This is a genomic window from Terrabacter sp. R4-6 (assembly GCF_057529065.1).
Window position 1 is genome coordinate 1,506,501 of record NZ_CP197224.1, and the last position, 24,052, is coordinate 1,530,552.

Consider the following 24,052-nt stretch of genomic DNA (forward strand, 5'->3'; position numbering starts at 1 on the left):
CATTCTTGTGGTCCGACGCCTAGGGTCGGCATCATGGACCCCCGCTCCGCGCTCGAGGCGGTCCGGACCGCTCCCACCCTCCTCGAAGCCATGCGAGCAGCGTCGACGCTCGCCGACGTCACCGCGCAGGAGGACGGTGACGCCATCCGTGACCTGACCTCGGCCACGCTCTCCGACGATCCCCTGACCGTCCTCGCTGCCGTCCACGCACTCGGCGTCTGCGACGACCCCACCTCGGCATCGGTGCTCGCACGCCTGGTGGCTGATGGGCAGCCCCACGTGGCGGAGCACGCGCTCGACGCGCTGCGGCGCACGGCTCCCGTCGACGACGCCCTGCCCCACCTCGTCGGTGCGACCCGCGACGGCGGCTTCACCGGGATGCTGGCCCAGCGCACCCTCGAGAGCTGGGCGGCGCAACAGCCGGACCGGGTGCGTGACGCCCTGCTGACCGGTCTGGCGGCCACGGCCGACGACGACGGCCGCGCCCGACTGGCCGAGACGCTGGGGCTGGTGCCCGGCGCAGCGACCACGACGGCCCTCATGGCTCTCGGGGCCGACGACACCGAGGCGCTCCCCGTGCGTGCGGCCGCGACGGCAGCCCTCGGCGACGGACCCGCGGCCGACAAGAGCGCCGAGGCGCTCCTCGTGGCGTTGGCCCGCACCGTCGGCCCGCTGGCCCAGACCGCCCGGCTCGCCCTCTTCGACCTGCGTCCGGCCCCGGCACCACCCGTGCCCGACGGGCTGACCGTCGTGCAGCTCTTCCTGCACTCCGACATCGACGGGCAGCTGCACCACTCCGGCCGGGGCGACACCGGTGGCATCGCCACGCTGCTCGTGCACCTCGGGGACGCCCTGCTGCGAGGCGACCCCGCGGTGGCTCGGGTCATCACGATGTCGGGCGGCAGCCCCGACCCGGCCCAGTTCCCCTTGGGGCGTCCGTCGGCGGCACCCGGAGGCCACGTCGGCTCCTCGCTGCTCGCGACGGGCCACCACTACGCCAGGGTGCCGCTGTCAGGGCCTCTCGGGGTGGCCCGGGCGTGGCCGGCGCGGGTCGCGGCGCGCCGCGGGATCCGCCGGGTCCTCCGGGCCGCCGGTCGTGTCGACGCGATCCACCTGCGGATGGCCGACGTCGGGTCCATGGCAGCCGCCGAGGCGGCGGACGAGCTCGGCATCCCCATGGTGCTGACCGTCGCGCCCGACCCCCAGGCCCTCATCGACGCCCGGGACCGCGCCGGGACGCTGACCCGTGCCGGGTTCGGTGAGGCCGATCTCGTGGAGCACCTGTGGTTCCGCGACCAGCTGCTCCGCGACCTCGCTGCGCGCGCCTCCCACCTCGTGCTCTTCCCGCGCCCACAGGTCGGCGACGACCTGCGGCGCTACCTCGGGATCGACATCGACGTGCAGCGAGAGCGGCTCGGCGTCGTCGGTGAGGGCATCGACGTGGCCGGTGTCGACCGCATCGTCGGCGAGACCCTGGACGGGTCCGGACGCCGCCACGGGTCCGGCGTCGCCGCGGCCCTCGACGAGCTCGACTCCCTCCTCGACACGCTCCCCGAGGACCGCCGGGCCCTGCCGACCATCGTGTCGGTCGGTCGGCTCAACCCCGTCAAGGGCATGGCGACCCTCGTGCAGGCCTGGCGTGACGACGCCCGGCTGCGCGAGCGCTGCAACCTGCTCGTCGTGGGCGGCGACCTCGACCAGCCCAGCGACGAGGAGGCCGCCGAGCTGGCCCGCATCGACGCCCTCGTGCCTGCGGGCGAGGCGGCCGACCAGGGGCTGCTCGTGGCGGGGCACCGCCCCAACGCGACGACCATCGCGTGGCTCGCACGACTGCGCGGACGACCGGGCGACACGGCGACGCCCGGGGTCTACGTGAGCGCGAGCCTCAAGGAGGAGTTCGGCATCGCGATCCTCGAGGCGATGGCCGTCGGGCTCGTCGTCGTCGCGCCCGCCGGCGGGGGCCCGGCGACCTACGTCGCCCACGGGGAGACGGGCATCCTCGCCGACACGTCCACCACCGCCGCCCTCGCGAGCGCGACCCACGCCGCACTCGACCTCGCCGCGGCACCGGACGCCGACGCCCGGATGGAGCAGGCCCGGGACATGGTGCGCACGAGGTTCGGCATCGACACGATGGCCGCGTCGCTCGCCGCGGTCTACCGTCAGGTGGCGCCACAGCGAGCGGGCGGGCCGCGCCTGTCCGACGCCGTGGAGGGAGCCTCGTGACGCTCCTCGTCATCAGCCCCGACTACGCGTCCCACCTCTACCCGCTCGCCACCCTGGCGACGGCCTGGCGTGACGCGGGTGAGCGCGTCGTCGTCGCCACCGGCACGGCCACCGACGCCCTCGTCACCGCCTTCGGCTACGAGCGCGAGCACCTGCAGCTGGGGCGCGGCTCGAACCCTGGCGTCATCCGGGCCGAGGAGCAGCCGGCCGGTGAGGACGACTCGCTCCGTGGGTTCTTCGAGGCGACGAGGCTCGGCGCCGTCGAGACGCTCGCCTACCAGGCGCGGGCGCGCGGAGACGACCTCCTCTGGAACGCCGTGGGCGTGGCCCGGGCCGTGCACGACGTCGTCGACCGGGTGCGCCCCGACACGATCATCGTCGACCACCTCGCCTTCGGTGCCCGACTGGGTCTCGCCAGCAGGGGAACCAGCCACGCCGACGTCGTGCTGGGACACCCGTCCGCCCTCACCGTCGGCGACGAGGTGTACGGCTACCCACCGGCGTGGCCCCGTGCCTTCACGCCCGGGTCGGACGCCCTCGCCGAGCTGCGGCGGCTCTCGGAGCAGGTGCGCGACGACTTCACGGCGCAGTGGAACAGCGCGCTGGCGCAGCTGTCGCCCGGGGCCCCGTCGAGCGTGGACGCCTTCGCCGAGACCGGCGACGTCCTGATGCTCAACTACCCCGCGGCGCTGCACGACCGCCACCGCACCTCGCTGCTCCCGCGCCACACCTTCCTCGGCTCCGCGGTGCGGGCCGAGGCCCCGGACGAGCAGGTCGAGGAGTGGCTCGGCCGCAGCGACGAGCCGGTCGTCTACGTCAGCCTCGGCAGCTTCCTCTCCGCCCGGTCGGACCTGCTCGCGACGATCGTCGAGGCGCTGCGCCCGCTCGACGTCCGCGTCGCCCTGGCCCACGGGTCGACGCCGCGTGCCCTGCTGGGTGCACTCCCCGAGTCGTGGCTCGTACGCGAGATGCTCCCGCAGGTGACCCTGCTCGGTCACGCGTGCGTGGCCGTCTCGCACGGCGGCAACAACAGCGTCACCGAGTCGCTGACGGCCGGTGTCCCCCTGCTGCTGCTCCCCCTCTCCACCGACCAGTTCGCCGGCGCCGCCGCCGTCGAGCAGCAGCGGCTGGGCGAGGTGCTCGACCCCAACCGCACCGACGCCGCTGCGATCCGCTCGGCCGCCGAGCGCCTGATGGGTCACGCGGACTCCGTGGACCGCGCTGGGCTGCACCGGCTGGGCGCGTCGCTGCGCGAGCACCCGGGACCCCGACGGGCCCGAGACGCACTGACGCGGCAGACGGCCCCCGCCGACGGCAGCGGTCCCGCGACGGTCTGAGCCTCGCCCCAGCGGGGGGACCTCGACCCGGACGGTGGGGCGGCGGCATACGCCCTCGGTGGGGCGGGACCACGTCAGCGGGGGCGTGGGCTCCGCCACCGGCCGGCGGCGATCTGCTCGCCCCCGACCCACACGCCGCCGACGTCGGAGGTCGTCCCCAGCGCGAAGACCTTGGACAGCGCGTCGTCGGGGGACGACGCGTTGTCGAGGCCCACGGCGAGCGGGTCGCCGGGCTCGGGCAGCACCCAGACGGCATCGAACTGCTTGCCGACCGAGAGGTCACCCACCTCGTCACCGAGACCCAGCGCGTCGGCGCCCGCCCCGGTGCTCAGCCAGAGCAGGTGCGCCGAGGTCAGCAGCATCCCGTCCGGGCCGAGGAGCTGCTGGACGAAGTACGCCTGCAGTCCCTCCTTGAACAGCGAGAAGCCGGTGCCGGCGCCGACGTCCGAGCCGAGGGCGACGCGCACCCCCGCCTCGACGTGCCGACGGAGCGGGAAGAGCCCGCTGCCCAGCGCCGCGTTGCTCGTGGGGCAGTGCGCCACGGCGGCGCCGCGCTCGGCCAGCGTCCTCAGCTCGGCATCGGTCGGGTGGACGTCGTGCGCGAGCACGGACCTCGGCGTGACGAGGCCGAAGCGGTCGTAGGTGTCGACGTAGGAGGCTCCGCCGAAGAGCGCGGCGACCTCACGGATCTCGTGGAGGTTCTCGTTGAGGTGCGAGGTGAAGAGCGCGCCGGGCACCTCGGCGAAGGTGGCGGCACAGGCCTCGAGGATCGCCTCGCTCGCCGAGAGGGAGAAGCGCGGGGTGACGGCGTAGCGCAACCTGCCCTTGCCGTGCCAACGGGCCGCGAGGTCGCGCGACTCGGCGTTGGCCCGTTCGGCGGTCGTGAGCAGTGGCTCGGGCAGCAGCCGGTCCGAGGTCACGAGGCCGGTCGTGACGCGCAGGCCCCAATGGTCGGCGGCCTCGAACATCGCGTCGACGGCCGGGGCCTGGTGGGCCCCGAAGACGAGCGCGGACGTCGTCCCGGCGTCGACGAGCCCCGCCACGAAGTCACGGGCCACGCCCCGGGCGTGGTCGACGTCGGCGAGCCGCATCTCCTCCGGCAGGGCGTAGCGGTCCAGCCAGTCGAGCAGGGGCAGGCCGAGCCCACCGATGACGCGCACCTGGGGGAAGTGCACGTGCGTGTCGACGAGCCCGGGCAGGAGCAGACCCTCGCGCAGGTCGAGGACCGGGTCGTCCGGGTGGTCCGCGCGCACCACGTCGAAGGGGCCGCGCGCCGTGATGACGCCGTCCCCGACGAGGAGGCCGCAGTCGTCGTCAGACCGGAGCGTGCCGCCGGCGAAGGGGCTCGTCGGCGTGTCGAGCACGCGTGCCCGGAAGATCGTCACGGACGCCGGCCCGGTGTCGGACGCTCGAGCTGCCGCTCCCGCTCGAAGACGGCGAGGAGGTCGGCCGCGACGGCCACGGCGATGGTCGCCGGGCTCTTGCCGGTGAGCCCTGGCGCCCCGATCGGCGTCGTGATCCTACTCAGCGCCTGCGCCGAATGACCCTCTGCGGCAAGGCGTTGCTCGAACCGGCGCCACTTCGCTGACGACCCGATGAGGCCGATCGACCCCAGGTGCGAGCACCTCAGGGCGGCGTCGCACAGCGCGACGTCCTCGGCGTGGTCATGGGTCATCACGAGCACGTGCGTGCCGCGCGGGACCTGCCCGAGCACGAGCTCCGGCACGGGGGCGTGGTGGACGTGGACGCCGGCCACGGCGTCGTCCAGCGCGGCGAGGCGAGGCGGGGCGAGGCGGTCGGCGCGGCCGTCGACGAGGTGCAGCTCGAGGTCGTGACGGCTCAGGATGCGCGCCAGCTCGGCGCCGACGTGACCCATGCCGAAGATCGCCACGGAGGGCACGACGGGCAGTGGCTCGAGCAGCACCGACACCTCACCGCCGCAGCACTGCTGGCCGTGCTCGACGGGTGCTCGCTCGTTGAGCGCGAGGTCGAGCTGCTCGGGGTCGGCCTGCCCCTGCCCGAGCATCGCGCGGGCCCGCTCGACGGCCGTCGCCTCGAGGTTGCCGCCGCCGATGCTGCCCCACATGTCGTCGGGCGAGACGACCATCTTGGCGCCGGGCTCGCGCGGGGCGTGGCCGCGGACGGCCGCGACCGTCACGAGCACCCCGGGGACCCGGTCCGCACGCAGCCGCTGGACTGCCGAGAGCCAGTGCACGTCAGTCACTCCTCCCGGCGGCGACCTGCTCCGAGTGCGGGCGCAGCGGGTGGCCCTCGGGGTCCGGACGCTCGGGCGCGACGCCCACGCCGCGGGGCCCGCCCCGCACGACCGGCACCGTGTGCGGCGGCTGGCCGGCTCCGCGCGCCTGCTGGACGGCCCAGAAGACCGCCTCGGGCGTGGCCGGCGACGCGAGGTCGACCTGCGTGCCGGCGGGCCCGAACGCGGCGGCCGCCTGACGCAGGGCCTCGCGGACGGAGATGGCGAGCATGAGCGGCGGCTCCCCGACGGCCTTGGACCCGTAGACGACACCGTCCTCGGTGGCGCGCTCGAGCAGTGCGACGTTGAAGACCTCGGGCATCTCGGAGAAGCTCGGCAGCTTGTAGGTGCTGGCCGATGCCGTGGCGAGCCGGCCCCGTGACGGACCGGAGGACTCGTCCCACCGGAGGTCCTCGAGGGTGAGCCAGCCCGCACCCTGCACGAAGCCTCCCTCGACCTGGCCGAGGTCGACGAGCGGCGAGAGCGAGTCACCCACGTCGTGCACGATGTCGACCCTGCGCAGCCGGTAGGCACCGGTGAAGCCGTCGACCTCGACCTCCGTCGCCGCGGCGCCGTAGGAGAAGTACTTGAACGGCGAGCCCTGCATCGTCGTCGAGTCCCAGTGCAGTCCCTCGGTGCGGTAGAAGCCGGCCGCCCAGAGCTGGACCCGTTGGTAGTAGGCCTCGCCCACGAGGTCGGCCCAAGCCACCTCGGCCCCACCCGACGCCGCTCGCGCGCACCCGTCCTCGAACCGCACGTCCTCGGCGGGGACGCCCAGCCGGGCAGCGGCCACGGCGCGGAGCCGGTCCAGGATCTGCTCGCAGGCGTCCTTGACCGCCGCGCCGTTGAGGTCGGCCCCCGAGCTCGCCGCGGTCGCGGACGTGTTGGGCACCTTGTCGGTGCGCGTCGGCGCCAGCCGGACGAGCGACAGGGGGACGGCGAGCGACGTGGCGGCGACCTGCAGCATCTTCGTGTGCAGGCCCTGACCCATCTCGGTCCCACCGTGCGTGATGAGGACCGAGCCGTCCTTGTAGACGTGCACGAGGGCCCCGGCCTGGTTGAAGGCGGTGAAGTTGAAGGAGATCCCGAACTTCACCGGCGTGACGGCGAGGGCCCGCTTCGTGTGTTCGTGGGACGCGTTGTAGGCGGCGATCGCCGCCGCGCGCTCCGCGAGCTCGCCGGTCGTCAGCACCTGCTCCCAGCAGGCGACCGCCCGCTCGGGGTGACGGACGACCTGGCCGTACGGCGTGGCCTGGCCCTCCGCGTAGAAGTTGCGGCGGCGCAGCTCCACGGGGTCGATCCCGAGCAGCGGTGCGCAGCGGCCGAGGACGTCCTCGATGACGAGCATCCCCTGGGGTCCGCCGAAGCCGCGGAAGGCCGTCTGGGACGTCTTGTGGGTCCGGGCGATCCGCCCGTCGACCCGGAGGTGGGGGATCCAGTACGCGTTGTCGACGTGACAGAGCGCCCGCGCCAGCACGGGCTCGGAGAGGTCGAGGCTCCAGCCGCCGTCGGAGGTCAGGGTGGCGTCGAGCGCCTGGATGCGACCGTCGCCGTCGAACGCGGCGCGCCACTGCGCGTGGAAGCCGTGTCGCTTGCCCGTCATCGTCAGGTCCTGGGTCCGGGTGAGGCGCAGGCGCACGGGGCGCCCCGTCAGGACGGCTCCCAGCGCGGCCACGGCTGCGTAGCCGTGCGGCTGCATCTCCTTGCCGCCGAAGCCTCCTCCCATCCGCAGGCACTGGACCGTGACGGCGTGGCTCGCCAGGCCCAGCACGTGCGCCACGATCTGCTGGGTCTCCGTCGGGTGCTGCGTGCTGCTCTGGACGAAGACCTGCCCGCCCTCGTCGACGTGCGCGAGCGAGCAGTGCGTCTCGAGGTAGAAGTGCTCCTGGCCCGCGAGGTCGAGCTCACCGCTGAACACGTGCTCGGCTGCGACGAAGGCCTCGTCGACCTCACCGCGCTCGAGCCTGGGCTGGCCGCCCTGGAAGCTGCCTGCCTCGATCGCCTCGCGGACGGTGACGACCGAGGGCAGCGGCTCGTAGTCCACCTCGACGGCCAGCGCCCCGAGCCGGGCCGCCTCGAGGGTGTCGGCCAGGACCCAGCACACGGCGTGCCCGAAGAACATCACCTCCGACGGGAAGAGCGGCTCGTCGTGCTTGACGCCGGCATCGTTGACGCCGGGCACGTCGGCGGCGGTGAGGACCCGCACGACGCCCGGGACGGCGAGCGCGGGGACGGGGTCCAGCCGCGTCACGCGGGCGTGCGCGTGCGGTGCCTGGACGGGGTGGGCGTGGAGCAGACCGTGCGTGCGCGTCGTGAGGTCGTCGGTGTAGAGCGCAGTTCCCGTGACGTGAAGGGCAGCGGACTCATGCGGGATCGACTGTCCGACAACGGGATCGGCGGGCCGGCGGGACAAAGACGTCATGCACCCACCCCGTCCTCGGGCTGCTCGTCCGCATGGAGGCGAAGGAGCGAGGTGCCCAGCACCGCGCTGCGGTAGGCCGCGCTCGCCCGATGGTCGTCGAGCGGGGTGCCCTCGCCCCGCATCACCTCTGCGGCGGCCTGCACCGTCGCCGCGGTCCAGGCCCGGCCCTCCAGGGCTGCCTCGGTGGCGAGCGCCCTGACGGGGGTGGCTGCCACGCCGCCGAGACCGATGCGCGCCCGCCGGACAGAGCCGTCGACGACGTCGAGGGCCACGGCGACGGCGACGCTGGAGATGTCGTCGTAGCGGCGCTTGGCGATCTTGTGGAAGGCCGTGGTCGGGCTGAGCGGCAAGGGGATCCGCACCGCACGGATGAGCTCGTCGGGCCGGCGCACGCTCTGCCGGTAGCCGGTGTAGTAGTCGGCGAGCGGCACCTGTCGGTCGCCGTCGGGGCTCGCGAGCACGACGACGGCCTCGAGCGCGAGCAGCGCCGGCGGCAGGTCACCGATCGGCGAGCCCGTGCCGAGGTTGCCGCCGAGGGTCGCACCGTTGCGGATGAGTGGGGAGGCGAACTGGGGGAACACCTGGTCGAGCAGGGGGATCCGCCTCGCCAGCTCGCGCTCCACCTCGGTGAGGGTCAAGGCGGCGCCGATCTCGACGGCCTCGTCACCGACCTCCAGGCGGCGCAGCTCGGGCAGGCGGTCGATGCCGATGACGAACGGCGCCCTGGTGCCGCGGAGGTTCACGTCGACACCCCAGTCGGTCGAGCCCGCGACGACCGCGGCGCCGGGATGGGCCGCGAGCAGGTCGAGCGCCTCGTCGAGGTCGGCTGCACGGGCATACGTGCCGGTCGCCCCCGAGAGCCGGGTCCCGACCGGAGGTGGCGGTGCGTCCGAGCGCCGCGAGGCGAGCACGTCGTCCGCGGCGGGCGCCTCCAGCGCGAAGGCTGCGTCCCGGATGGGCCGGTAGCCGGTGCACCGGCACAGGTTGCCCGAGAGCGCCCCGAGCCGGAAGCCGTTGGGCCCCGACTCGTGCGCGTCCGCGTCGTTGTCCACACGGGCCGCGTCGTCCTGCCGGTCGGCGCGGTAGTACTCGGCGGCCATGGAGCAGACGAAGCCGGGCGTGCAGTAGCCGCACTGCGACCCGCCCCGCACCGCCATCTCGTGCTGCACGGGGTGCAGGTGCTCCGGCGTCCCCAGCCCCTCGGCGGTGACGACCTCCTGGCCGTCCAACGAGGCGGCCGGCACGAGGCAGGCGTTGACGGCCGTCCACTCGGTGCCCGACGCGCCGTCGGGGCGGGCCACGAGGACCGCGCAGGCGCCGCACTCCCCCTCGGCGCACCCCTCCTTGGCCCCGGTGAGGCCCTGCCCCCGCAGCCAGTCGAGGGCGTTGGTCGCGGGGTCGGTGCCCGCCAGGTCGCGCTCGGTGCCGTTGACCGTCACCGAGAGTCGCTGCCCCGGCCTCATCCGAAAAGTCCCGTCGTCCACGGACCCATGATGCACCGCCGGGAGCCGCGGTCAATCAGGGCTGGACGTGCAGGTCGAGGGTGTGCGCGCCGCGCACGACCTTCGTCGCGAGGTAGTGGGCGTTCGCGTCGGACAGGTGGACGCCGGTCGGGACGCGACGGGCCACCGTGATCCCGAGCGCCCGCAGCTGCGCCGCCTTGTCGGGGTTGTTGCTCAGCAGCTCGACGCGGCTCACGCCGAGTGCCCCGAGCATCTGCGCCGCGACGGTGTAGTCCCGCTCGTCCTCGCCGTAGCCGAGCGCGACGTTCGCCTCGTAGGTGTCGAGGCCCGCGTCCTGGAGGACGTACGCGTCGAGCTTGGGGTAGAGGCCGATGCCGCGACCCTCCTGCCGCAGGTAGAGCAGGAAGCCGCCGCTCGCGTCGAGACGCTCGACCGACTCGCGCAGCTGGGCGCCGCAGTCGCACCGCCCGCTGCCGAACACGTCACCGGTCAGGCACTCGCTGTGCAGCCGGGTCGGCGTCGGGTCACGGTCACAGGCCCCTGGACGGGGGGCGGCCGAACGGTCCCCGAGACCCAGCGCGAGGTGCTCGCGCCCGTCGGCGAGACCGTCGAAGGTGAAGACGCGAGCCGTCGTCCCGAAGCCGTCGGCGAAGGCGACCGGCACGAGCACGTGGGTGCGGATGCGGGCCGGCGGGGGTCCCGGGGAAGGCGCCGGCTCGCGACCCGGCGTCCCGGCGATCACGCGCGCTCCCGGAAACGCGGCGACAACGCATACCTCAGCAGCACCACGTCTCCGATCTGGCGCACCTCGGCGAGCGTCGCGCGGCGACCGGCGTTCCACGGGTAGCGCCCGTCCCCGACGAACCGGCACGCCGCCGAGTCACCGACGAAGAAGGGGGCGACGACGAGCTGGAGCTCGTCGGCGAGGTCGTCGGTGAGCAGCTGCGTGTGCACCGTGCCCCCACCCTCGACCATGAGCCGCTGCACCCCGCGGTCGCCGAGGTCCTCGCAGACGCGGCGCATCGTCGCCGGTTGCCCGGCGTCGACGACGGCAGCGGCGGCGCCGAGCCGCCCGCGCGCCTCGGGCACGACATCGGTCGGGCAGTAGACGAGCTTGTCCGCACCGTCGGCCGCGAAGAAGCTTGCGGCGCAGTCGAGCTCGGCATGCCTCGTCACCGTCACCTTGGTCGGCGATGGGGGCAGACCGCGTGCCACCCGCGCGGCCCGACGCTCGGGCGAGCGGACGAGCAGGCGCGGGTTGTCGTTGCGGATCGTGCTGGCGCCCACGAGGATCGCGTCGCTCGCGGCCCGCTCGCCGTCGACCCGGTCGAAGTCGGCGTCGTTGGAGAGCATGAGACGCGTCGCGGTGCCCGCGCTGAGGTAGCCGTCGATCGACATGCCACAGCTGAGCAGGGTGTAGGGACGGTCAGCCACCGACGGCTCCTTCCGGTGCGAGCACGGTTGGGGCACCGGGGCTCCCGCGCCGCGACGCGACGAGCAGCGCCGCGCCCGGCAGGGCGGCGACGAACGACATGACCCCGTAGACGACGGCGGTCGCCACGCCCCCGGCGGCTCCGAGGCCGGCCACCCCGAACACCCAGGCGGCCGCCCCTTCGCGGGGTCCCCAGCCGGCGACGTTGAGCGGCACGGCCATCGCCACGAGGACGACGAGCGCGAGCGGCACGAGGTCGGCCACCGGCGCCTCGACCCCGGCGCTGCGGGCGGCCAGGACGAACGTCGTCACGTGCCCGACGATGACGATCGCCGAGACCACGACGACTCCCGGCCACGTATGCCGTCCCAGCAGTCCGTGACGAACGTCGGCCACCACGACCCACGAGACACGTCGCAGCGGTCCGCAGCGCCCGGACCGCATGCGGCCGGACCGACGCCTCCACGCCACGCAGGTCGCAGCGACGGCGATGGCGACGATGCCGGCGACGGCGACGGGATGCACTGGGGCCACGACTGATCCGTCCGACGGCAGCACGGACAGGAGTGACGGCAGCGGGGACGGCAGGAGCAGCACCGCGCCCACGGTCAGCCCGAGCAGGACGACCTGCCCGGCCGAGCGCTCCCACACGACCGACCGCAGGCCGCGGCCGACGTCGCCGTCGTCGCGCCCGTGACGGACGCCTCGGTGCACGTCGCCGAGCACACCGCCGGGCAGCGTCACGTTGAGGAACTGCGACCGGTAGCACGCGGCGACGGCCGACCGCAGCGGGAGCTCGGACCCGAGGCCCCGGGCCACGAGGACCCAGCGCCACGCGCCGCACACGGTCGTGACGACGGCGATCGCGGCAGCCGCGGCGACCGAGCGGAGGTCGACGTGGCGCAGGCCGTCGACGAAGGCGTCACCACCGATGCGCCACACGAGGACGGCGAGGACCGCGAGCCCCGCGAGGGGGCGCAGCCACGACCGGTCCGTTGGCATCTCCTCCGACCTCTCTGCGCGACCCCTGATGGTGACGACGTCCGGTGCGACCATCGGGTTCAGCGACCCCCTACCCGCTCGAGCACGGCCGAGACGTGTCCTGCGGTCTCCGACCACGATGACAGGGTGTCGCGTCGTGCCAGCGCGTTCCGACGAAGCCGCTCCCGCAGTCCCGGGTCGGTCAGCCAGGACCGGAGGGCGACCGCCAGCGCCGCGGGGTTGCTCGGCGGGACGAGCACGCCGGGCAGCCCGCCACCCACCTCCCCGAGCGCCTCGCGGACGCCCCCGACGTCCGTCACGAGCACGGGCACACCGTGGGCCAGGGCCTCGGTCACGACCATCCCGTACGTCTCGACGTGGGAGGGCAGGACGAGGAGGTCGGCGGCGGCATACGCCCGCTCGAGGCCCGCGCCGACGCGCGGGCCCACGAGGTGCACGCGGTCGGAGAGCCCGCACGACGCGAGCTGCCTGCGCACCCCGTCGACGACGTCCGGATCACGCGTCAGCGGCCCGGCGAGGGCGCACGACCACGCGAGGTCAGGCACGAGCGCGAGCGCCGCCACGAGGTCCGCCTGCCCCTTGTGCGCCGTCACCGCGCCGACGCAGAGCAGCCGTCCGCCGTCCGGGCTTCCCGAGGCCACCGGCGCCCGGTCGGCGCCCGGGCGGGCGACGTGCACGGCCTCGGGGGTGAGGGCGTACGCGTCGAGCAGCACGTCCCGGGTCCACGCACTCGTCGTCACGACGGCCGTGGCCGCGGCGAGGACCCTCCCCTCCGCGGCGGTCGCCTCCGGGGTGGTGACGCCGAGAGGCAGGTGGACGAGGGCGACGAGACGCAGCCGCTGCGCCGCCGGCACGAGCACCCCGTCGGCGGCCGACGCGACGATCCCGTCGACGAGCAGCACCGACTCCCTCGGGAGCGCCGCGACGAGGTCGGCCAGGCATGCCGTCGCAGCCGCGTCCGGGCGCGGCCACGGCCCGGGCACGGGGTGCTCGGTCACGGACCATCCGAGTTCGTGCAGCCCGTCGAGCACCCTCCGGTCATAGGCGTTGCCCCCGCTGGGGAGCGCGGGGTCGTCGATCCCGGCCGGGACGACGGCATGGACCTCGCTCAGAGCTCGCACTCGTAGCTCGCCCACGCGACGTGCGACTCGTGGAGCGTCACGGCCAGCCCGGTGACCCGGTCGGTCGCGGCGCCGAGGTCCCCGGCGTGCACGAGGGCCGCGACCCGCTCGGCGACGGTGCGGGCCAGCACCTCGGTGGAGGTGTTGACCCCCGCGAAGTCCGGCTCGTCGTCGAGGTTGCGGTAGCTGAGCGCCCCGACGACCTCGTGGACGTGCCGGGTCGCGAGACCGATGTCGACGAGGATGTCGTCGTCGTCGAGCTCGGGCCCCCGGAAGGTCACGTCGACGACGAACGTCGCCCCGTGCAGCTGCTGGGCCGGTCCGAACACCTCCCCCCGGAAGCTGTGCGCGATCATCATGTGGTCCCGGACGGTCACGCTGAACATCGGCTCCCCGTTTCAGTGGGTGGGTCGGTTGGTGGGTCGGTTGGTGGGTCGATAGGTGGGTCGGTAGGTGGGTCGGTAGGTGATGGTGTGGCAGATGGCGGGCAGGGAGCCGTCCGCGAGACGCGGCATGATCCGGGGCAGCTCCTCGAACGGCGAGTCGCCCGTCAGCAGGGCGTCGAAGGCCGGGTCGCGCAGGAGGTCGAGTGCGAGCGCCAGCCGCTGCGCGAACGTGTAGCGCGAGCGCCTCGCTGCCGCAACGGAACCCACCTGGCTCGCCCGGATGCGCAGTCGCGACGAGTGGAACGAGCCGCCGAGCGCCAGCTCGACCCGCGCGTCGCCGTACCAGCTGAGGTCGAGCACCGTCGCCTCCGGTGCGAGGAGGTCGAGCGACAGCTGGAGCCCGGCACCGGTCGCGCTCGTGTGGACGACGAGGTCGTGGTCGCCCCGCGCGTCGGACAGGTCGTCGGGCCGCGCGAAGCCGACGCCGAGCGAGCCGGCCACCGCCTCCCGCGACGGGTCCACGTCGACGAGGGTCACCCGGCACCCGGGGATCCCGGCGAGGAGGCGCGCGACGCAGCACCCGACCATCCCCGCGCCCACGACCGCGACCCGGTCACCGACCCGGGGCGCGGCGTCCCACAGTCCGTTGACGGCCGTCTCGACCGTGCCCGCGAGCACGGCCCGCCGCGCCGGCACCCCGTCGGGGACGACGACGACCGACCCGACGGGGACGACGTATGCCGTCTGGTGCGGGTGCAGGGAGAAGACCGTGCGCCCGACGAGGTCCGTCGGGCCCTCCTCGACGACGCCGACCCCGAGGTAGCCGTACTTCACCGGGCCGGGGAAGTCTCCCTCCTGGTGCGGCGCGCGCATGACGGCGTACTGGTCCTCGGGGACCGCCCCGCGGAAGACGATCGTCTCGGTGCCGCGACTCACGCCCGATTGCAGCGCCCGGACGAGCACCTCGTCCGACCCTGGTGCGGGCACGGTGACCGGGCGGATCTCGCCCCTGCCGGGCTCGACCACCCAGAACGCCCGCGCATCGGTGGACACGCGACCAGACTAGGACTGCCCGTGAACTCCGGCGGCGACGACGGCGTCCTTGGGTGAAACCTCTCGAGCCCGGTGGAGGCGCCGTGCGTCACGTGACCCCTCACGGCCCGTTCGTCGGGCTCGTCGGCGTGCTGACCCTGCTCGCCGTCCTGGGCTGGACGACCGGCCTCGGCGTCGCCGGCTGGGTCGTCGGTCTGGCGTGTGGCGTGGCTCTCTGCGCGCTCCTCACCTCCGGCCTCGCCCGTGCCTCGCGCCGTCTCCTGCTGCCCGCCGACCGGGTCACCCTGACGAGAGCGGTGCTCGGCTGCGGCGTCGCGGCCCTCGTCGCCGACGCCCTCGCGGGCCCCGACGGCACCGGCGACGCCACGCCCACCACCGGCGTCCTCGTGGCCCTCGCGTCGGTCGCCCTCGTGCTCGACGCGGTCGACGGCCGGGTCGCACGCCGCACCGGAACCGTCCACCCGCTCGGCGCCCGCTTCGACATGGAGGCCGATGCGTTCCTCATCCTCGTCCTCAGCGTCCACGTCGCCCGCGACCTCGGGTGGTGGGTGCTCGGCGTCGGGGCCGCCCGCTACCTCCTGCTGCTCGTCGCGCTCGCGGCCCGCTGGGCGCCGTGGCTGCACGGGCAGGTCCCGGCACGCTGGTGGCGCAAGGCGGTCGCGGCCTACCAGGGCGTCGTCCTCACGGTGGCCGCTGCCGGCGTCCTGCCCGCCGCCGCGGTCGCCGTCGCCGCCGGGCTCGGCCTGCTCGTCGTCTCGTTCGGCACCGAGGTCGTGACGCTGCGGCGGCTCTCGCAGCCCGGGGGCCTCGAGCTCGAGGTCCCCGACCCATGGCCGGGCGTCGCGCCGACGGCCGTCGACGCGCGAGTGCTGCCGTGACGTCGGCGCCACGGCGGTCGACGTCACAGCGGTCGACGTCACGGCGGTCGACGCGCCGACTCGTCACGGGCCACGTCCTGACCGCCCTCGCCGTCCTGCTCGTCTGGGTCGCGCTCGTCGCCCCGAACCCGGGGGTCGGCTGGACGCCGTCACCGCTCGCGCTGCTCCGGATCCCCGTCGAGGCCCTCGTCCTCGTCGCGGGGCTCCTGCTCCTGTGCGGCGTGGCCGCACGGTCGTTCACCGTCGCCATGGGGCTCGTCCTCGGGGTGCTGCTCGTCGTCCGGGTCCTCGACGCGGCCTTCCTCGCGACGCTCTACCGGACGTTCAACCCGCTCACGGACTGGCGCTACGCAGGGTCGGCCACCGACCTCCTCGGCGACTCGACCGGTCCGGTGACGGCGGTGCTGGCCGTCGTCGCGGCGGGGCTGCTCCTGCTCGGCATCATCGTGCTGACCCCTCTGGCCGTGCGGCGGGTCGGGCGGGTCGTCGACCGGCACCGCACCGGTGCGACCCGCGCCCTCGTCGCGGGAACGGTCGTCTGGGTCGTCTGCGCCTCGCTCGGGCTCGGCGTCCGGGCCGAGCTACCGACGGCGTCGTCGACCACCGCGGCTCTGGCCACGCGTGAGGTCACGACCGTGCGAGACGGCCTGCACGACCTGGACGTCTTCGCCGCGCAGGTCGCCGTCGACCCCTTCCGCGACACGGCGCCCGGCGACCTGCTGACCGCCCTGCGGGGCAAGGACGTCGTCGTCGTCTTCGTCGAGAGCTACGGCAGGGTCGCGGTCGACGAGAGTCCTGACGTCGCAAGGGCGCTCACGGACGGGACGAGCGGGCTGCAGGCCGCCGGCTACGCGACACGGAGCGCATGGCTGACCTCCCCGACCTTCGGCGGGATCAGCTGGCTCGCCCACTCGACCCTCCAGTCCGGGCTCTGGGTGAGCAGCCAGCAGCGCTACGACCAGCTGCTCGACACCGCCTCGACGGGCACACCGCGCCTCACCCTCGCCGGGGCCTTCGCGCGCGCCGGCTGGCGCACCGTCGACGTCATCCCGGCCAACCGCCACGACTGGCCCGAGGGCCGGGCCTTCTACGGCTACGACTTCGTCCACGACGCGCGCACCCTGGGCTACGCCGGACCCGGCTTCGGCTACGCGCCGATGCCCGACCAGTACACGCTCTCGGCCTTCGACCGGCTCGAGCTGCAGCGCCGCCCACCCGGTGGGCGACAGCCGGTCATGGCGGAGATCGACCTCGTGACGAGCCACGTCCCCTGGGCGCCGCTGCCGCGGCTGCTCGACTGGTCCGCGATCGGCGACGGCTCCGCCTACCTGGCCCAGGCGGGGCGGGCGACGCCACGCGAGGTCGTGTGGAGCAGCCCCGAGAGGGTGCGGACGGCATACGGCCAGTCCGTCGCGTACTCCCTCGACAGCGTCGTGTCGTTCCTGCGCGCGACCCGCGACGACGACCTCGTCGTCGTCGTGCTCGGCGACCACCAGCCGGTCAGCGTCGTCTCCGGCGACCACGCGGGGCACGACGTCCCCGTCAGCATCGTCGCCCGAGACCCGGCCGTGCTCGACCACATCTCCTCGTGGGGCTGGGACGACGGGCTGCGGCCCGGGCCCACGGCGCCGCTCTGGCCGATGGACCGCTTCCGCGACCGCTTCCTCACCGCCTACGGCCCCACCGCGGGCGGCTGAACCGCCTGCAGCGACGGAGCGTCTTCAGGGAGAGGGGCCCGACACCGCGACGCCGACGGGACGGCGCGGCGCGACCCGGACGTGAGGAGCGCATCATGAGACTCCGAGTCGTGGGGGCGGTGGCGTTGCTCGTCTCCGCCGGCGTGCACCTCTACCTGTGGTTCGACGGGGTGAGGGACCAGAGCGTGGGGCCGATGTTCCTCATGAACGTCGTGGCCGGCGTGGTCATCGCGATCCTGCTGCTGCGCTGGGAGCACTGGGTCCCCGCGTTCCTGACGGCCGGCTTCGGGGCCGCGACGCTGGGGGCGTTCGTCATCGCCTCGACCGTCGGGCTGCTCGGCGTGCACACCGTCTGGGCGGGCGGGTCGGTCTGGACGGCAGCCGTCGCCGAGGTGGTCTGCATCGTCGTCGGCGGTCTGCTGCTGCTGCGCGGGCGGTCGGTGACACCGCAGCCGGCACGCCCCACCGAGCGGCACCCAGCCTGAGGCTCACCCGCATCGGGGGATGCGTGCGGCCCCGGCACCGCGGGACGCTCGACGAGCAGGCCGGACGCCTGCACCGCGTCAGTGCCCACGAGTCCCGGAGGTCGACATGCCCGCACGGTTGCGCTCGGTGCTCGCAACCGTCCTCCTCGTCGTCGGGGTCGTGCTCGTTCCCGTCGGCGTCACGGCGACGTGGCTGCGCACGACGGTCACCGACACCGACACCTACGTCGCGACGATCACGCCGCTCGCCACCGACCCGGCCGTCACGTCCTTCGTCGAGGACCGTGCCACCGCACGCGTCATGGTCGCGATCAGCGACCAGCACCTCGTCGAACGGGCCCTCGACGCGTTGGAGAGCCGCGGACTGCCTGCGGGGGCCACCCGGGCGCTCGGACTGCTCGCAGCGCCGCTCGCCGCGCAGGTCGAGCAGGTCGTCCGCCGGGCCGTCACGGCGGTCGTCGAGAGCGACCAGTTCGCCACTGCCTGGGTCGCCGCGAACCGGATCGCTCACGCCCAGCTCGTCGCCGTGCTCTCGCGCTCGCCGGACGGCGCCCTCGTCGACAACGGGACGAACGTCAACATCGACATCGGCAACCTCGTCGAGCCCATCGAGCAACGCCTGGTCGCCGCCGGGGTCCCGCTCGTCGACAAGCTGCCGCCCATCACCGTCTCGGTACCCCTGCTGCCGAGCAGCGACCTCGACACCGCGCGCACGGCCTACAACGCCCTGCGTGTCGGCGGGGTGGCCCTGCCGCTGCTGGCGCTCGCGTTCATCGCCGGCGGGGTCGCGATGGCCCGCGACCGCCGACGAGCGTTGGTACGCGTGGGGCTCGGTGCCGCCGTCGCCTGCGTCGTGCTCGTGCTCGGGCTGTCGTTCGCCCGGTCGCACGTGGCGGGCAGCCTGCCGTCCGGGGCCTCCGCCGCCGCGGTCTCCGTCATCGACACCCTGACCGAGGGCCTGCGCCAGATGGTGCGCGTCGTCGTCGCGTTCTTCCTCCTGGTGGTGCTCGTCGCGCTCGTCGTCGGCCCGTCACGCGGAGCCCGCCGGGTGCGGTCCCTGGCCGTCGCCGGGTGGAACAGTGCCCGGAGCGGGATGGACCACGCCGCCGGCACGCCCCTCGCGATCCCGGTCGCCATCGGGGTCGCCGTCGTCTGCGTGCTCGTCGTCGTCTTCGCCGGCGACCTCGGTACCGGCTGGACGATCCTGCTGGCGGCCGTAGCAGCGCTCGCGCTCGTCGTCGCCCTGATCGCGGGCCGGACATCCGCCCCCGAGGTCACCGAGGTCACCGAGGTCACCGAGCCGCCACCCCCCGTCAGAGAGCCGGCAGCAGGAGCGTGATGCTCGTCCCCCGACCGAGCTCGGACTCGACGTCGATCCGTCCGCCGTGCCTCGTGACGACGCGCTGAGCGATGCTGAGCCCCAGGCCCGTCCCCGGCACCTGGAGGGTCTCGGGGTTGGTGCCACGGAAGAACTCCGTGAAGAGGCTCTCCTGGTCCTCCGGCGAGATGCCGAGGCCGTCGTCGATGCACTCGAGCACGACCCGGTCGCGACGGCTCGCGACGGAGACCGCCACCTTCCCGCCGGGCGGCGTGAACTTCACGGCGTTGCTCACGAGGTTCTGCACGACCCGCTCGAGGTCCCCGGCGCTGCCCCGGACGAGCGGCAGGCGCTCCTCGAGGTCGAAGGTGAGGCTGACCTGCTGGGTGTCGGCCCGCGGGCGGAACATGTCGACGACGTCGCGTGAGACCTCTCCGAGGTCGACCTCGGCCTCGGGCACGTCCCGGTCGGGGTCGCTGACCCGCGAGAGCGTCAGCAGGTCGTCGACGAGGCTCTGCAGCCGCTCGGTGTTGCGCTCGATGACCCCGAGCGACCAGTCGCCGTTGGCCTCCGGCTCCTGCCGCATCAGCTCGACGTGCCCGACGATCGAGGCGAGCGGGTTCTTCAGCTCGTGCGACACGGTCGAGAAGAGCTGGGTCTTGCTGCGGTCCGCCTCACGCAGCTCGGCCGCGACCCGCCGCTCGACGGCATACAACCGGGCGTTGCGGATGGCCCGCCCGAGGTCACGGCCCATCTCGAGGGCGGCCTGCGCCTCGGCCTGGGTCCAGTCGGGGTCCTCGGGACCGCGCGTGCAGGCGATGTAGCCGAAGCAGCTCGACCCCGAGCCCATCGGCGCGATGAGGAGTGACCGAGCCCCGGCGTCGGCGAGGAAGACGCGCACCTGCGCGACGTCGTCGTCGTCCCACAGGAGCGCCGGCTCGACGTGGCCGACGTCGACGACGGCCACGACACCGGCCTTCCAACAGCGCGCCGCCATCCGCCGGGCGATCGCCACGAGCGAGACCGGGGTCTGCACGCGCTCCCCGCTGCGCGCCGAGACGCTCTCGCGCTCGTCGTCGTCCTCACCCGCGAACGCACGCAGCCACAGGCCCGCCGACGCCAGGCCGGCCGCGATCGGCACTGCCGCGACGTCGACGACCCGGGCGGGGTCGAGGTCCTCCTGGGCGATGCGCGCCACCGTCTGCACGGCCTCGCCGAGACGGACCCGCTCCGACAGGGCGTGCCGCTGCCGGGCCGCCGAGATGGCGATGCCGGTCTGGTTGGCGAAGAGCTCGAGCACGGCCCGCTGCGTCATGTCCGGGCGCCGGCCGCTCAGCGGCAGGTCGACCGACAGGATGCCGAGCAGCTCCCCGACGGCGTCGAAGAACGGTGCGATGAGGGTGTCCTCGGGGTTCCACGCGTCCGGGTCACCGGCGGGGGTCGGCGCCGTCCAGTCGGACGACACCCAGCCCTCCGCCGACCCGTCGGGCAGCTCACCGGCGGGGACGAAACGCAGGCTCCCCCACCTCTCGGCCACGGCGAACTCGGCCTCGAGGACATGGCGCGGTGTCCGCCGGCCGAGCAGCTCGGCGCGCGCGTCGTCGTCGCCGGCGACGGCCACGACCTCGACGTCGCCCGAGGGCACGACGACGCTGATCGCCGCCACCTTGAAGCCGACCACGTCGGCGGCGCCGTCGACGACCATGTCGAAGAGGATCGACAGGTCGTCCTGGGCACTGACGCGGTTCATCAGCTCGGTGAGCCGGCTGAGCGCCAGCACCTCCCACACCACGCCGTCGCGCACCCTGTCCCCTTGTCTGCGTCCTACCCCTGGGTCGCGGCCGCCGCCACTAGGAATCGTCCCGATGGTCACGATATGTCCGCGAGGCCTCCTGCGTGGCCAGACCGGCAGAACCTGAGACGGGAAGACACACCGTGAACGTCGACCCCTTGTCGGGGGCCGAGTCGACCGACACCGAACCGCCGTGCCCCTCGGCGATGGCGCGCACGATCGAGAGCCCGAGACCGGAGCCCTGGATGGCTCGCTCGTTGGCCGCGCTCGAGCGGAAGAACCGTGCGAAGACGCGCTCGTGGTCCGACTCCGGGATGCCCATCCCCGAGTCGGAGACGACGAGGCGGACCGTGTCCGGCCGGCGGTCGTCGGGGTACGCGGCGAGGGCCACCCGGCCGCCGTCGGGCGTGAACTTCACGGCGTTGGAGAGCAGGTTGGTGACCATCCGCTCGAGCGCTGCGGGGTCGCCCTCGATCCACAGCGGCCGCGGCGACACCTCGACCTCGCGCACGAGGTCGCGCTGCGCCGTCACCGTCTCGACCGACGTCCACGCGCTCGCGACGACGTCGGACAGGTCGCACCGGCGCGGTGCGAGCTCGAGGCGGCCGGCCTCGATGCGGGAGTTGAGCAGCAGGTCCTCGATGAGCGAGAGCAGCCGACGACCGTTGCGGTCGACGCGGGCCACGAGCTCGAGCTGGCGGTCGGTGAGCGCTCCGGCAGCGCCGTCCTCGAGCATCTCGGTGTAGCCGAGAACGCTGGCGAGCGGGGTGCGCAGCTCGTGGCTGACCGCCGAGACGAAGTCGGACTTGGTCCGGTCGAGCTGGGTCAGCTCCTCGACCGCCTCGCGCTCGCGGTCGAGCGCGACCTGCAGGGTGACCTCCACCTGCCGGCGCCGGGTGACGTCCTCGGCGACGCCGAGGTAGCCGGTGAGCTGGCCGCCCTCGTCGCGGATCCCGCTCATCGTCAGGGACACGGTGCGACGGGTGCCGTCCTTGCGGACGTAGGTCCAGTCACGGGTCTCGGTCGCCGCGCCGGCCCGGACGCGGTGCACGAGCACGTCGAAGCCGGGCTCGACGCCGACCTCCTCGGCCCGGCGGTCGATCTCGGCGGGCTCGTGCAGCAGCGACCAGTCCCTGCGGCTCACGACCTCCGACGCCCGCCAGCCGAGCACGGTCTCGGCGCCGCGGTTGAAGAGGGTGATGACGCCGTCGAGGTCGGTGCCGATGATGGCGGTGGCCGTGGCGGCCTCGAGGACGGCCTCGACGAACGTGCGGGCCGCGCGCTCGTCGGTGACGTCGACGCCGGTCTTGACGAGGTGGGTCCGCCGCCCGGTGTCGTCGGTGAGGTAGGCGTTGGTCCACACGATGTGACGCACGCCGAGCCCGTCGACGCGCCAGTCCTGCTCCTCCTGGAGCGGCACGGCGCCCTCGGCGATGCCCGCCATCTGCGCGGAGACGCGCTCGCGGTCGTCGACGGGGAAGACCTCTGCGGCGGGGTGCCCGACCAGCTCGGTCTCGGGCGCGCCGAGCAGGCGCGCCGCCGTCGAGTTGAGACGGGCGATCGACCCGGCCCGGTCGACGACGATGATCGCGCTGGCCGCGGTGTCGAGGACGACGCTGCTCAGCTCGACCTCGCTGCGCAGGTCGCCGAGCGCGGCGCGCCGCTGCGTCGAGGCGACCGCGAGCGAGAGCGCCGTGACGGCCGCCGTCACGAGGAACGCCTGGGTCAGGGCGCCGACCGTCTCGGGGCGCAGGCCCCCGACCTGTGCGGCCGCGGCGAAGGGTCCACCGCCGATGCTCGTCAGCGTCACCGCCAGGACGCCGACGACGAGGAGCTGAATCGCGACGGTGCGCAGCCCGAGCCGCAGGGCGCCCCACACGAGGACGGGGATCGGCAGGAACGCGAGCGGCAGCGCCTGGTCGGGGTTGAAGACCCACGCCGTGAGCCCGACGACGACGACCCACTGGACGAGGTCCTCGAAGCCGGGACGTCGCGTGCGCTGCGTGCCGACCGCGATGCCGAGGGGTGCGAAGACGAGCACGGCGGCGGCGTGCGAGGCCGTCACGGCGGAGGCCGTCGCGAGGAAGGGCCCACCGAGGCCGAGTCTCACGGTGAGGCCGGCGAGCACTCCGAAGACGAGCGCTCCGGCGAGCGTCGCGGCGAGGAGGTTCCAGAGGTCCTCCATCGAGGCGAGCGCGGGGCGTCGCCCACCCCGGGTCAGCAGGCCGTAGACGACCGCCACCTCGGCGGCGTTGGCCACCCCGAAGCACAGCGCCACGAGCGGCGGGCGGCCACCGTAGGCGTTGGCGGCCGCGCTCGAGACGAGGACGCCGAGGACGAAGACCCAGGCGCGCGGACCCCGTGCGGTCGCGAGGAGGAAGGAGACCGCGAGACCGGCGGCGGGCCACCAGACGGCGACGGTCGACCCGGGAGGGGCGAAGCGCACCGCGGTCGCCCCGAGCACGAAGACGCCGACGAGCGCCAGCGCCGCCGCCACCCACCAGCGGGCGCGGCCCAGGGTCGGGCGAGTCACGAGGGCGCCCCGTTCGGGGCCAGCGTCCCGGGGCTCGTCGGTCGACGCGGGGCGTCAGGAGCAGCCTTCTCCGCGGACCTCATTGACTCATGATGTCGCAGAGATCACGACAATCCGGCAAAAGGGACTTTTCACGCCCCGTGTCGCCGGTCGGTGGTCCCGGGCCTCACCAGCCGGACTGCATCGCGGAGTGCTCCGGGGCCGGCGTGCGGGTCAGCTGGAGGAAACCCCCGGGCATGTCGCGACGCTCGATCGCCCGCCGCGTCATCCCCTTCGCCGCGGCCAGGGCGACGCTCTTGTCGACGAAGGTCGGCTCGGTGCACGTGAACTCGCGGCCCTTCCACCGGATCGTGCAGCCGTCTGCGGCGCGGACGTTGCGGACCCAGTCGGTGCCGCGTCCCCACGGGAGGGCGATGACGAAGGTCGTCGGCGTGGGGATGACGGCGACCGGGGTGGCGTAGTCCTTGCCGCTCGTCCGCCCTCTGTGACGCAGCACCGCCCAGAGGGGGAAGACACGGTGCCCGGCGAGCCGGACGGCGACCTTGTTGAACTGCTTCGCACGTGCGGGAGGTCCTGCCATCCCCTCAGCATCCTCCCCACCGACCCCGACAGGACTCCCTTCACCGAGGGCGTATGCCGCCGGGCCGGGTGCC

The 24,052-nt window shown here is 74.1% G+C and carries 19 protein-coding genes; 6 read left to right on the forward strand and 13 right to left on the reverse strand.

What is annotated here, in order from left to right; all coding sequences use genetic code 11:
- The first annotated feature begins 33 nt into the window (after nt 1-33).
- Together ACSSS0_RS07135 and ACSSS0_RS07140 are read left to right on the forward strand one after the other, a co-directional pair.
- On the forward strand, nt 34-2,226 hold the full coding sequence (locus ACSSS0_RS07135; RefSeq protein WP_487230564.1) for a glycosyltransferase: 2,193 nt from the start codon (nt 34-36) through the stop codon (nt 2,224-2,226).
- Nucleotides 2,223-3,563, forward strand: coding sequence for a nucleotide disphospho-sugar-binding domain-containing protein (locus ACSSS0_RS07140; RefSeq protein WP_487230565.1), 1,341 nt, complete (start codon nt 2,223-2,225; stop codon nt 3,561-3,563). The genes ACSSS0_RS07135 and ACSSS0_RS07140 overlap by 4 nt, the downstream gene beginning before the upstream one ends.
- 74 nt (nt 3,564-3,637) lie before the next feature.
- Here ACSSS0_RS07140 and ACSSS0_RS07145 read toward each other — a convergent pair whose 3' ends face one another.
- From ACSSS0_RS07145 to ACSSS0_RS07190, 10 genes are all read right to left on the reverse strand, one after another.
- On the reverse strand, nt 3,638-4,948 hold the full coding sequence (locus ACSSS0_RS07145) for a guanine deaminase (protein WP_487230566.1): 1,311 nt from the start codon (nt 4,946-4,948) through the stop codon (nt 3,638-3,640).
- A complete protein-coding gene (gene xdhC / locus ACSSS0_RS07150; RefSeq protein ID WP_487230567.1) occupies nt 4,945-5,778 on the reverse strand; it encodes a xanthine dehydrogenase accessory protein XdhC in 834 nt (277 codons plus the stop codon). The genes ACSSS0_RS07145 and xdhC overlap by 4 nt, the downstream gene beginning before the upstream one ends.
- Before the next feature lies 1 nt (nt 5,779).
- The gene (xdhB, locus tag ACSSS0_RS07155) at nt 5,780-8,239 is read right to left on the reverse strand and encodes a xanthine dehydrogenase molybdopterin binding subunit (RefSeq protein ID WP_487230568.1); all 2,460 of its coding nucleotides are present in this window, start codon (nt 8,237-8,239) and stop codon (nt 5,780-5,782) included.
- Nucleotides 8,236-9,702, reverse strand: coding sequence for a xanthine dehydrogenase small subunit (locus tag ACSSS0_RS07160; protein WP_487231196.1), 1,467 nt, complete (start codon nt 9,700-9,702; stop codon nt 8,236-8,238). The genes xdhB and ACSSS0_RS07160 overlap by 4 nt, the downstream gene beginning before the upstream one ends.
- A gap of 55 nt (nt 9,703-9,757) precedes the next feature.
- Entirely contained in the window at nt 9,758-10,372 is a 615-nt protein-coding gene (locus ACSSS0_RS07165) for a GTP cyclohydrolase II (RefSeq protein ID WP_435987810.1), read from the reverse strand.
- 68 nt (nt 10,373-10,440) lie between these two features.
- Nucleotides 10,441-11,136: a RibD family protein gene (locus ACSSS0_RS07170; RefSeq protein WP_487230569.1), complete on the reverse strand. Its 696-nt coding sequence runs from the start codon at nt 11,134-11,136 to the stop codon at nt 10,441-10,443.
- Nucleotides 11,129-12,136, reverse strand: a complete 1,008-nt coding sequence (locus ACSSS0_RS07175; protein ID WP_487230570.1) for a lysylphosphatidylglycerol synthase transmembrane domain-containing protein — start codon at nt 12,134-12,136, stop codon at nt 11,129-11,131. Before ACSSS0_RS07175 ends, ACSSS0_RS07170 begins: the two co-directional genes overlap by 8 nt.
- A gap of 59 nt (nt 12,137-12,195) precedes the next feature.
- Nucleotides 12,196-13,134, reverse strand: coding sequence for a glycosyltransferase family 4 protein (locus ACSSS0_RS07180; protein ID WP_487230571.1), 939 nt, complete (start codon nt 13,132-13,134; stop codon nt 12,196-12,198).
- A gap of 110 nt (nt 13,135-13,244) precedes the next feature.
- Complete coding sequence (locus ACSSS0_RS07185; RefSeq protein ID WP_487230572.1) at nt 13,245-13,643, reverse strand: 6-pyruvoyl trahydropterin synthase family protein; 399 nt, start codon at nt 13,641-13,643, stop codon at nt 13,245-13,247.
- 12 nt (nt 13,644-13,655) lie between these two features.
- Complete coding sequence (locus tag ACSSS0_RS07190) at nt 13,656-14,696, reverse strand: zinc-dependent alcohol dehydrogenase (protein WP_487230573.1); 1,041 nt, start codon at nt 14,694-14,696, stop codon at nt 13,656-13,658.
- 92 nt (nt 14,697-14,788) lie between these two features.
- On the opposite strand from ACSSS0_RS07190, the gene ACSSS0_RS07195 reads away from it, so the two are divergent.
- The 4 genes from ACSSS0_RS07195 to ACSSS0_RS07210 all read left to right on the forward strand — a co-directional run bounded on the left by ACSSS0_RS07195 (nt 14,789) and on the right by ACSSS0_RS07210 (nt 19,095).
- Nucleotides 14,789-15,574, forward strand: coding sequence for a CDP-alcohol phosphatidyltransferase family protein (locus tag ACSSS0_RS07195; protein WP_487230574.1), 786 nt, complete (start codon nt 14,789-14,791; stop codon nt 15,572-15,574).
- Entirely contained in the window at nt 15,571-17,271 is a 1,701-nt protein-coding gene (locus ACSSS0_RS07200; RefSeq protein ID WP_487230575.1) for an alkaline phosphatase family protein, read from the forward strand. The genes ACSSS0_RS07195 and ACSSS0_RS07200 overlap by 4 nt, the downstream gene beginning before the upstream one ends.
- A gap of 95 nt (nt 17,272-17,366) precedes the next feature.
- A complete protein-coding gene (locus ACSSS0_RS07205) occupies nt 17,367-17,756 on the forward strand; it encodes a hypothetical protein (RefSeq protein ID WP_487230576.1) in 390 nt (129 codons plus the stop codon).
- Between the two features lie 106 nt (nt 17,757-17,862).
- Nucleotides 17,863-19,095: a hypothetical protein gene (locus tag ACSSS0_RS07210; protein ID WP_487230577.1), complete on the forward strand. Its 1,233-nt coding sequence runs from the start codon at nt 17,863-17,865 to the stop codon at nt 19,093-19,095.
- Here the strand turns inward: ACSSS0_RS07210 and ACSSS0_RS07215 are convergent.
- From ACSSS0_RS07215 to ACSSS0_RS07225, 3 genes are all read right to left on the reverse strand, one after another.
- On the reverse strand, nt 19,070-20,878 hold the full coding sequence (locus tag ACSSS0_RS07215) for an ATP-binding protein (protein WP_487230578.1): 1,809 nt from the start codon (nt 20,876-20,878) through the stop codon (nt 19,070-19,072). The genes ACSSS0_RS07210 and ACSSS0_RS07215 overlap by 26 nt on opposite strands.
- Before the next feature lie 46 nt (nt 20,879-20,924).
- The gene (locus ACSSS0_RS07220) at nt 20,925-23,399 is read right to left on the reverse strand and encodes a sensor histidine kinase (protein WP_487230579.1); all 2,475 of its coding nucleotides are present in this window, start codon (nt 23,397-23,399) and stop codon (nt 20,925-20,927) included.
- Between the two features lie 166 nt (nt 23,400-23,565).
- Complete coding sequence (locus ACSSS0_RS07225; RefSeq protein ID WP_435984677.1) at nt 23,566-23,979, reverse strand: nitroreductase family deazaflavin-dependent oxidoreductase; 414 nt, start codon at nt 23,977-23,979, stop codon at nt 23,566-23,568.
- Between the last annotated feature and the right edge of the window lie 73 nt (nt 23,980-24,052).

Coding starts and splice junctions, on each gene's coding strand:
- ACSSS0_RS07135 (WP_487230564.1), top strand. CDS start 34: ATGGACCCCCGCTCCGCGCTCGAGGCGGTCCGGACCGCTCCCACCCTC.
- ACSSS0_RS07205 (WP_487230576.1), top strand. CDS start 17,367: ATGAGACTCCGAGTCGTGGGGGCGGTGGCGTTGCTCGTCTCCGCCGGC.
- ACSSS0_RS07160 (WP_487231196.1), bottom strand. CDS start 9,702: ATGAGGCCGGGGCAGCGACTCTCGGTGACGGTCAACGGCACCGAGCGC.
- ACSSS0_RS07175 (WP_487230570.1), bottom strand. CDS start 12,136: ATGCCAACGGACCGGTCGTGGCTGCGCCCCCTCGCGGGGCTCGCGGTC.
- ACSSS0_RS07225 (WP_435984677.1), bottom strand. CDS start 23,979: ATGGCAGGACCTCCCGCACGTGCGAAGCAGTTCAACAAGGTCGCCGTC.
- ACSSS0_RS07185 (WP_487230572.1), bottom strand. CDS start 13,643: ATGTTCAGCGTGACCGTCCGGGACCACATGATGATCGCGCACAGCTTC.
- ACSSS0_RS07210 (WP_487230577.1), top strand. CDS start 17,863: ATGCCCGCACGGTTGCGCTCGGTGCTCGCAACCGTCCTCCTCGTCGTC.
- xdhB (WP_487230568.1), bottom strand. CDS start 8,239: ATGACGTCTTTGTCCCGCCGGCCCGCCGATCCCGTTGTCGGACAGTCG.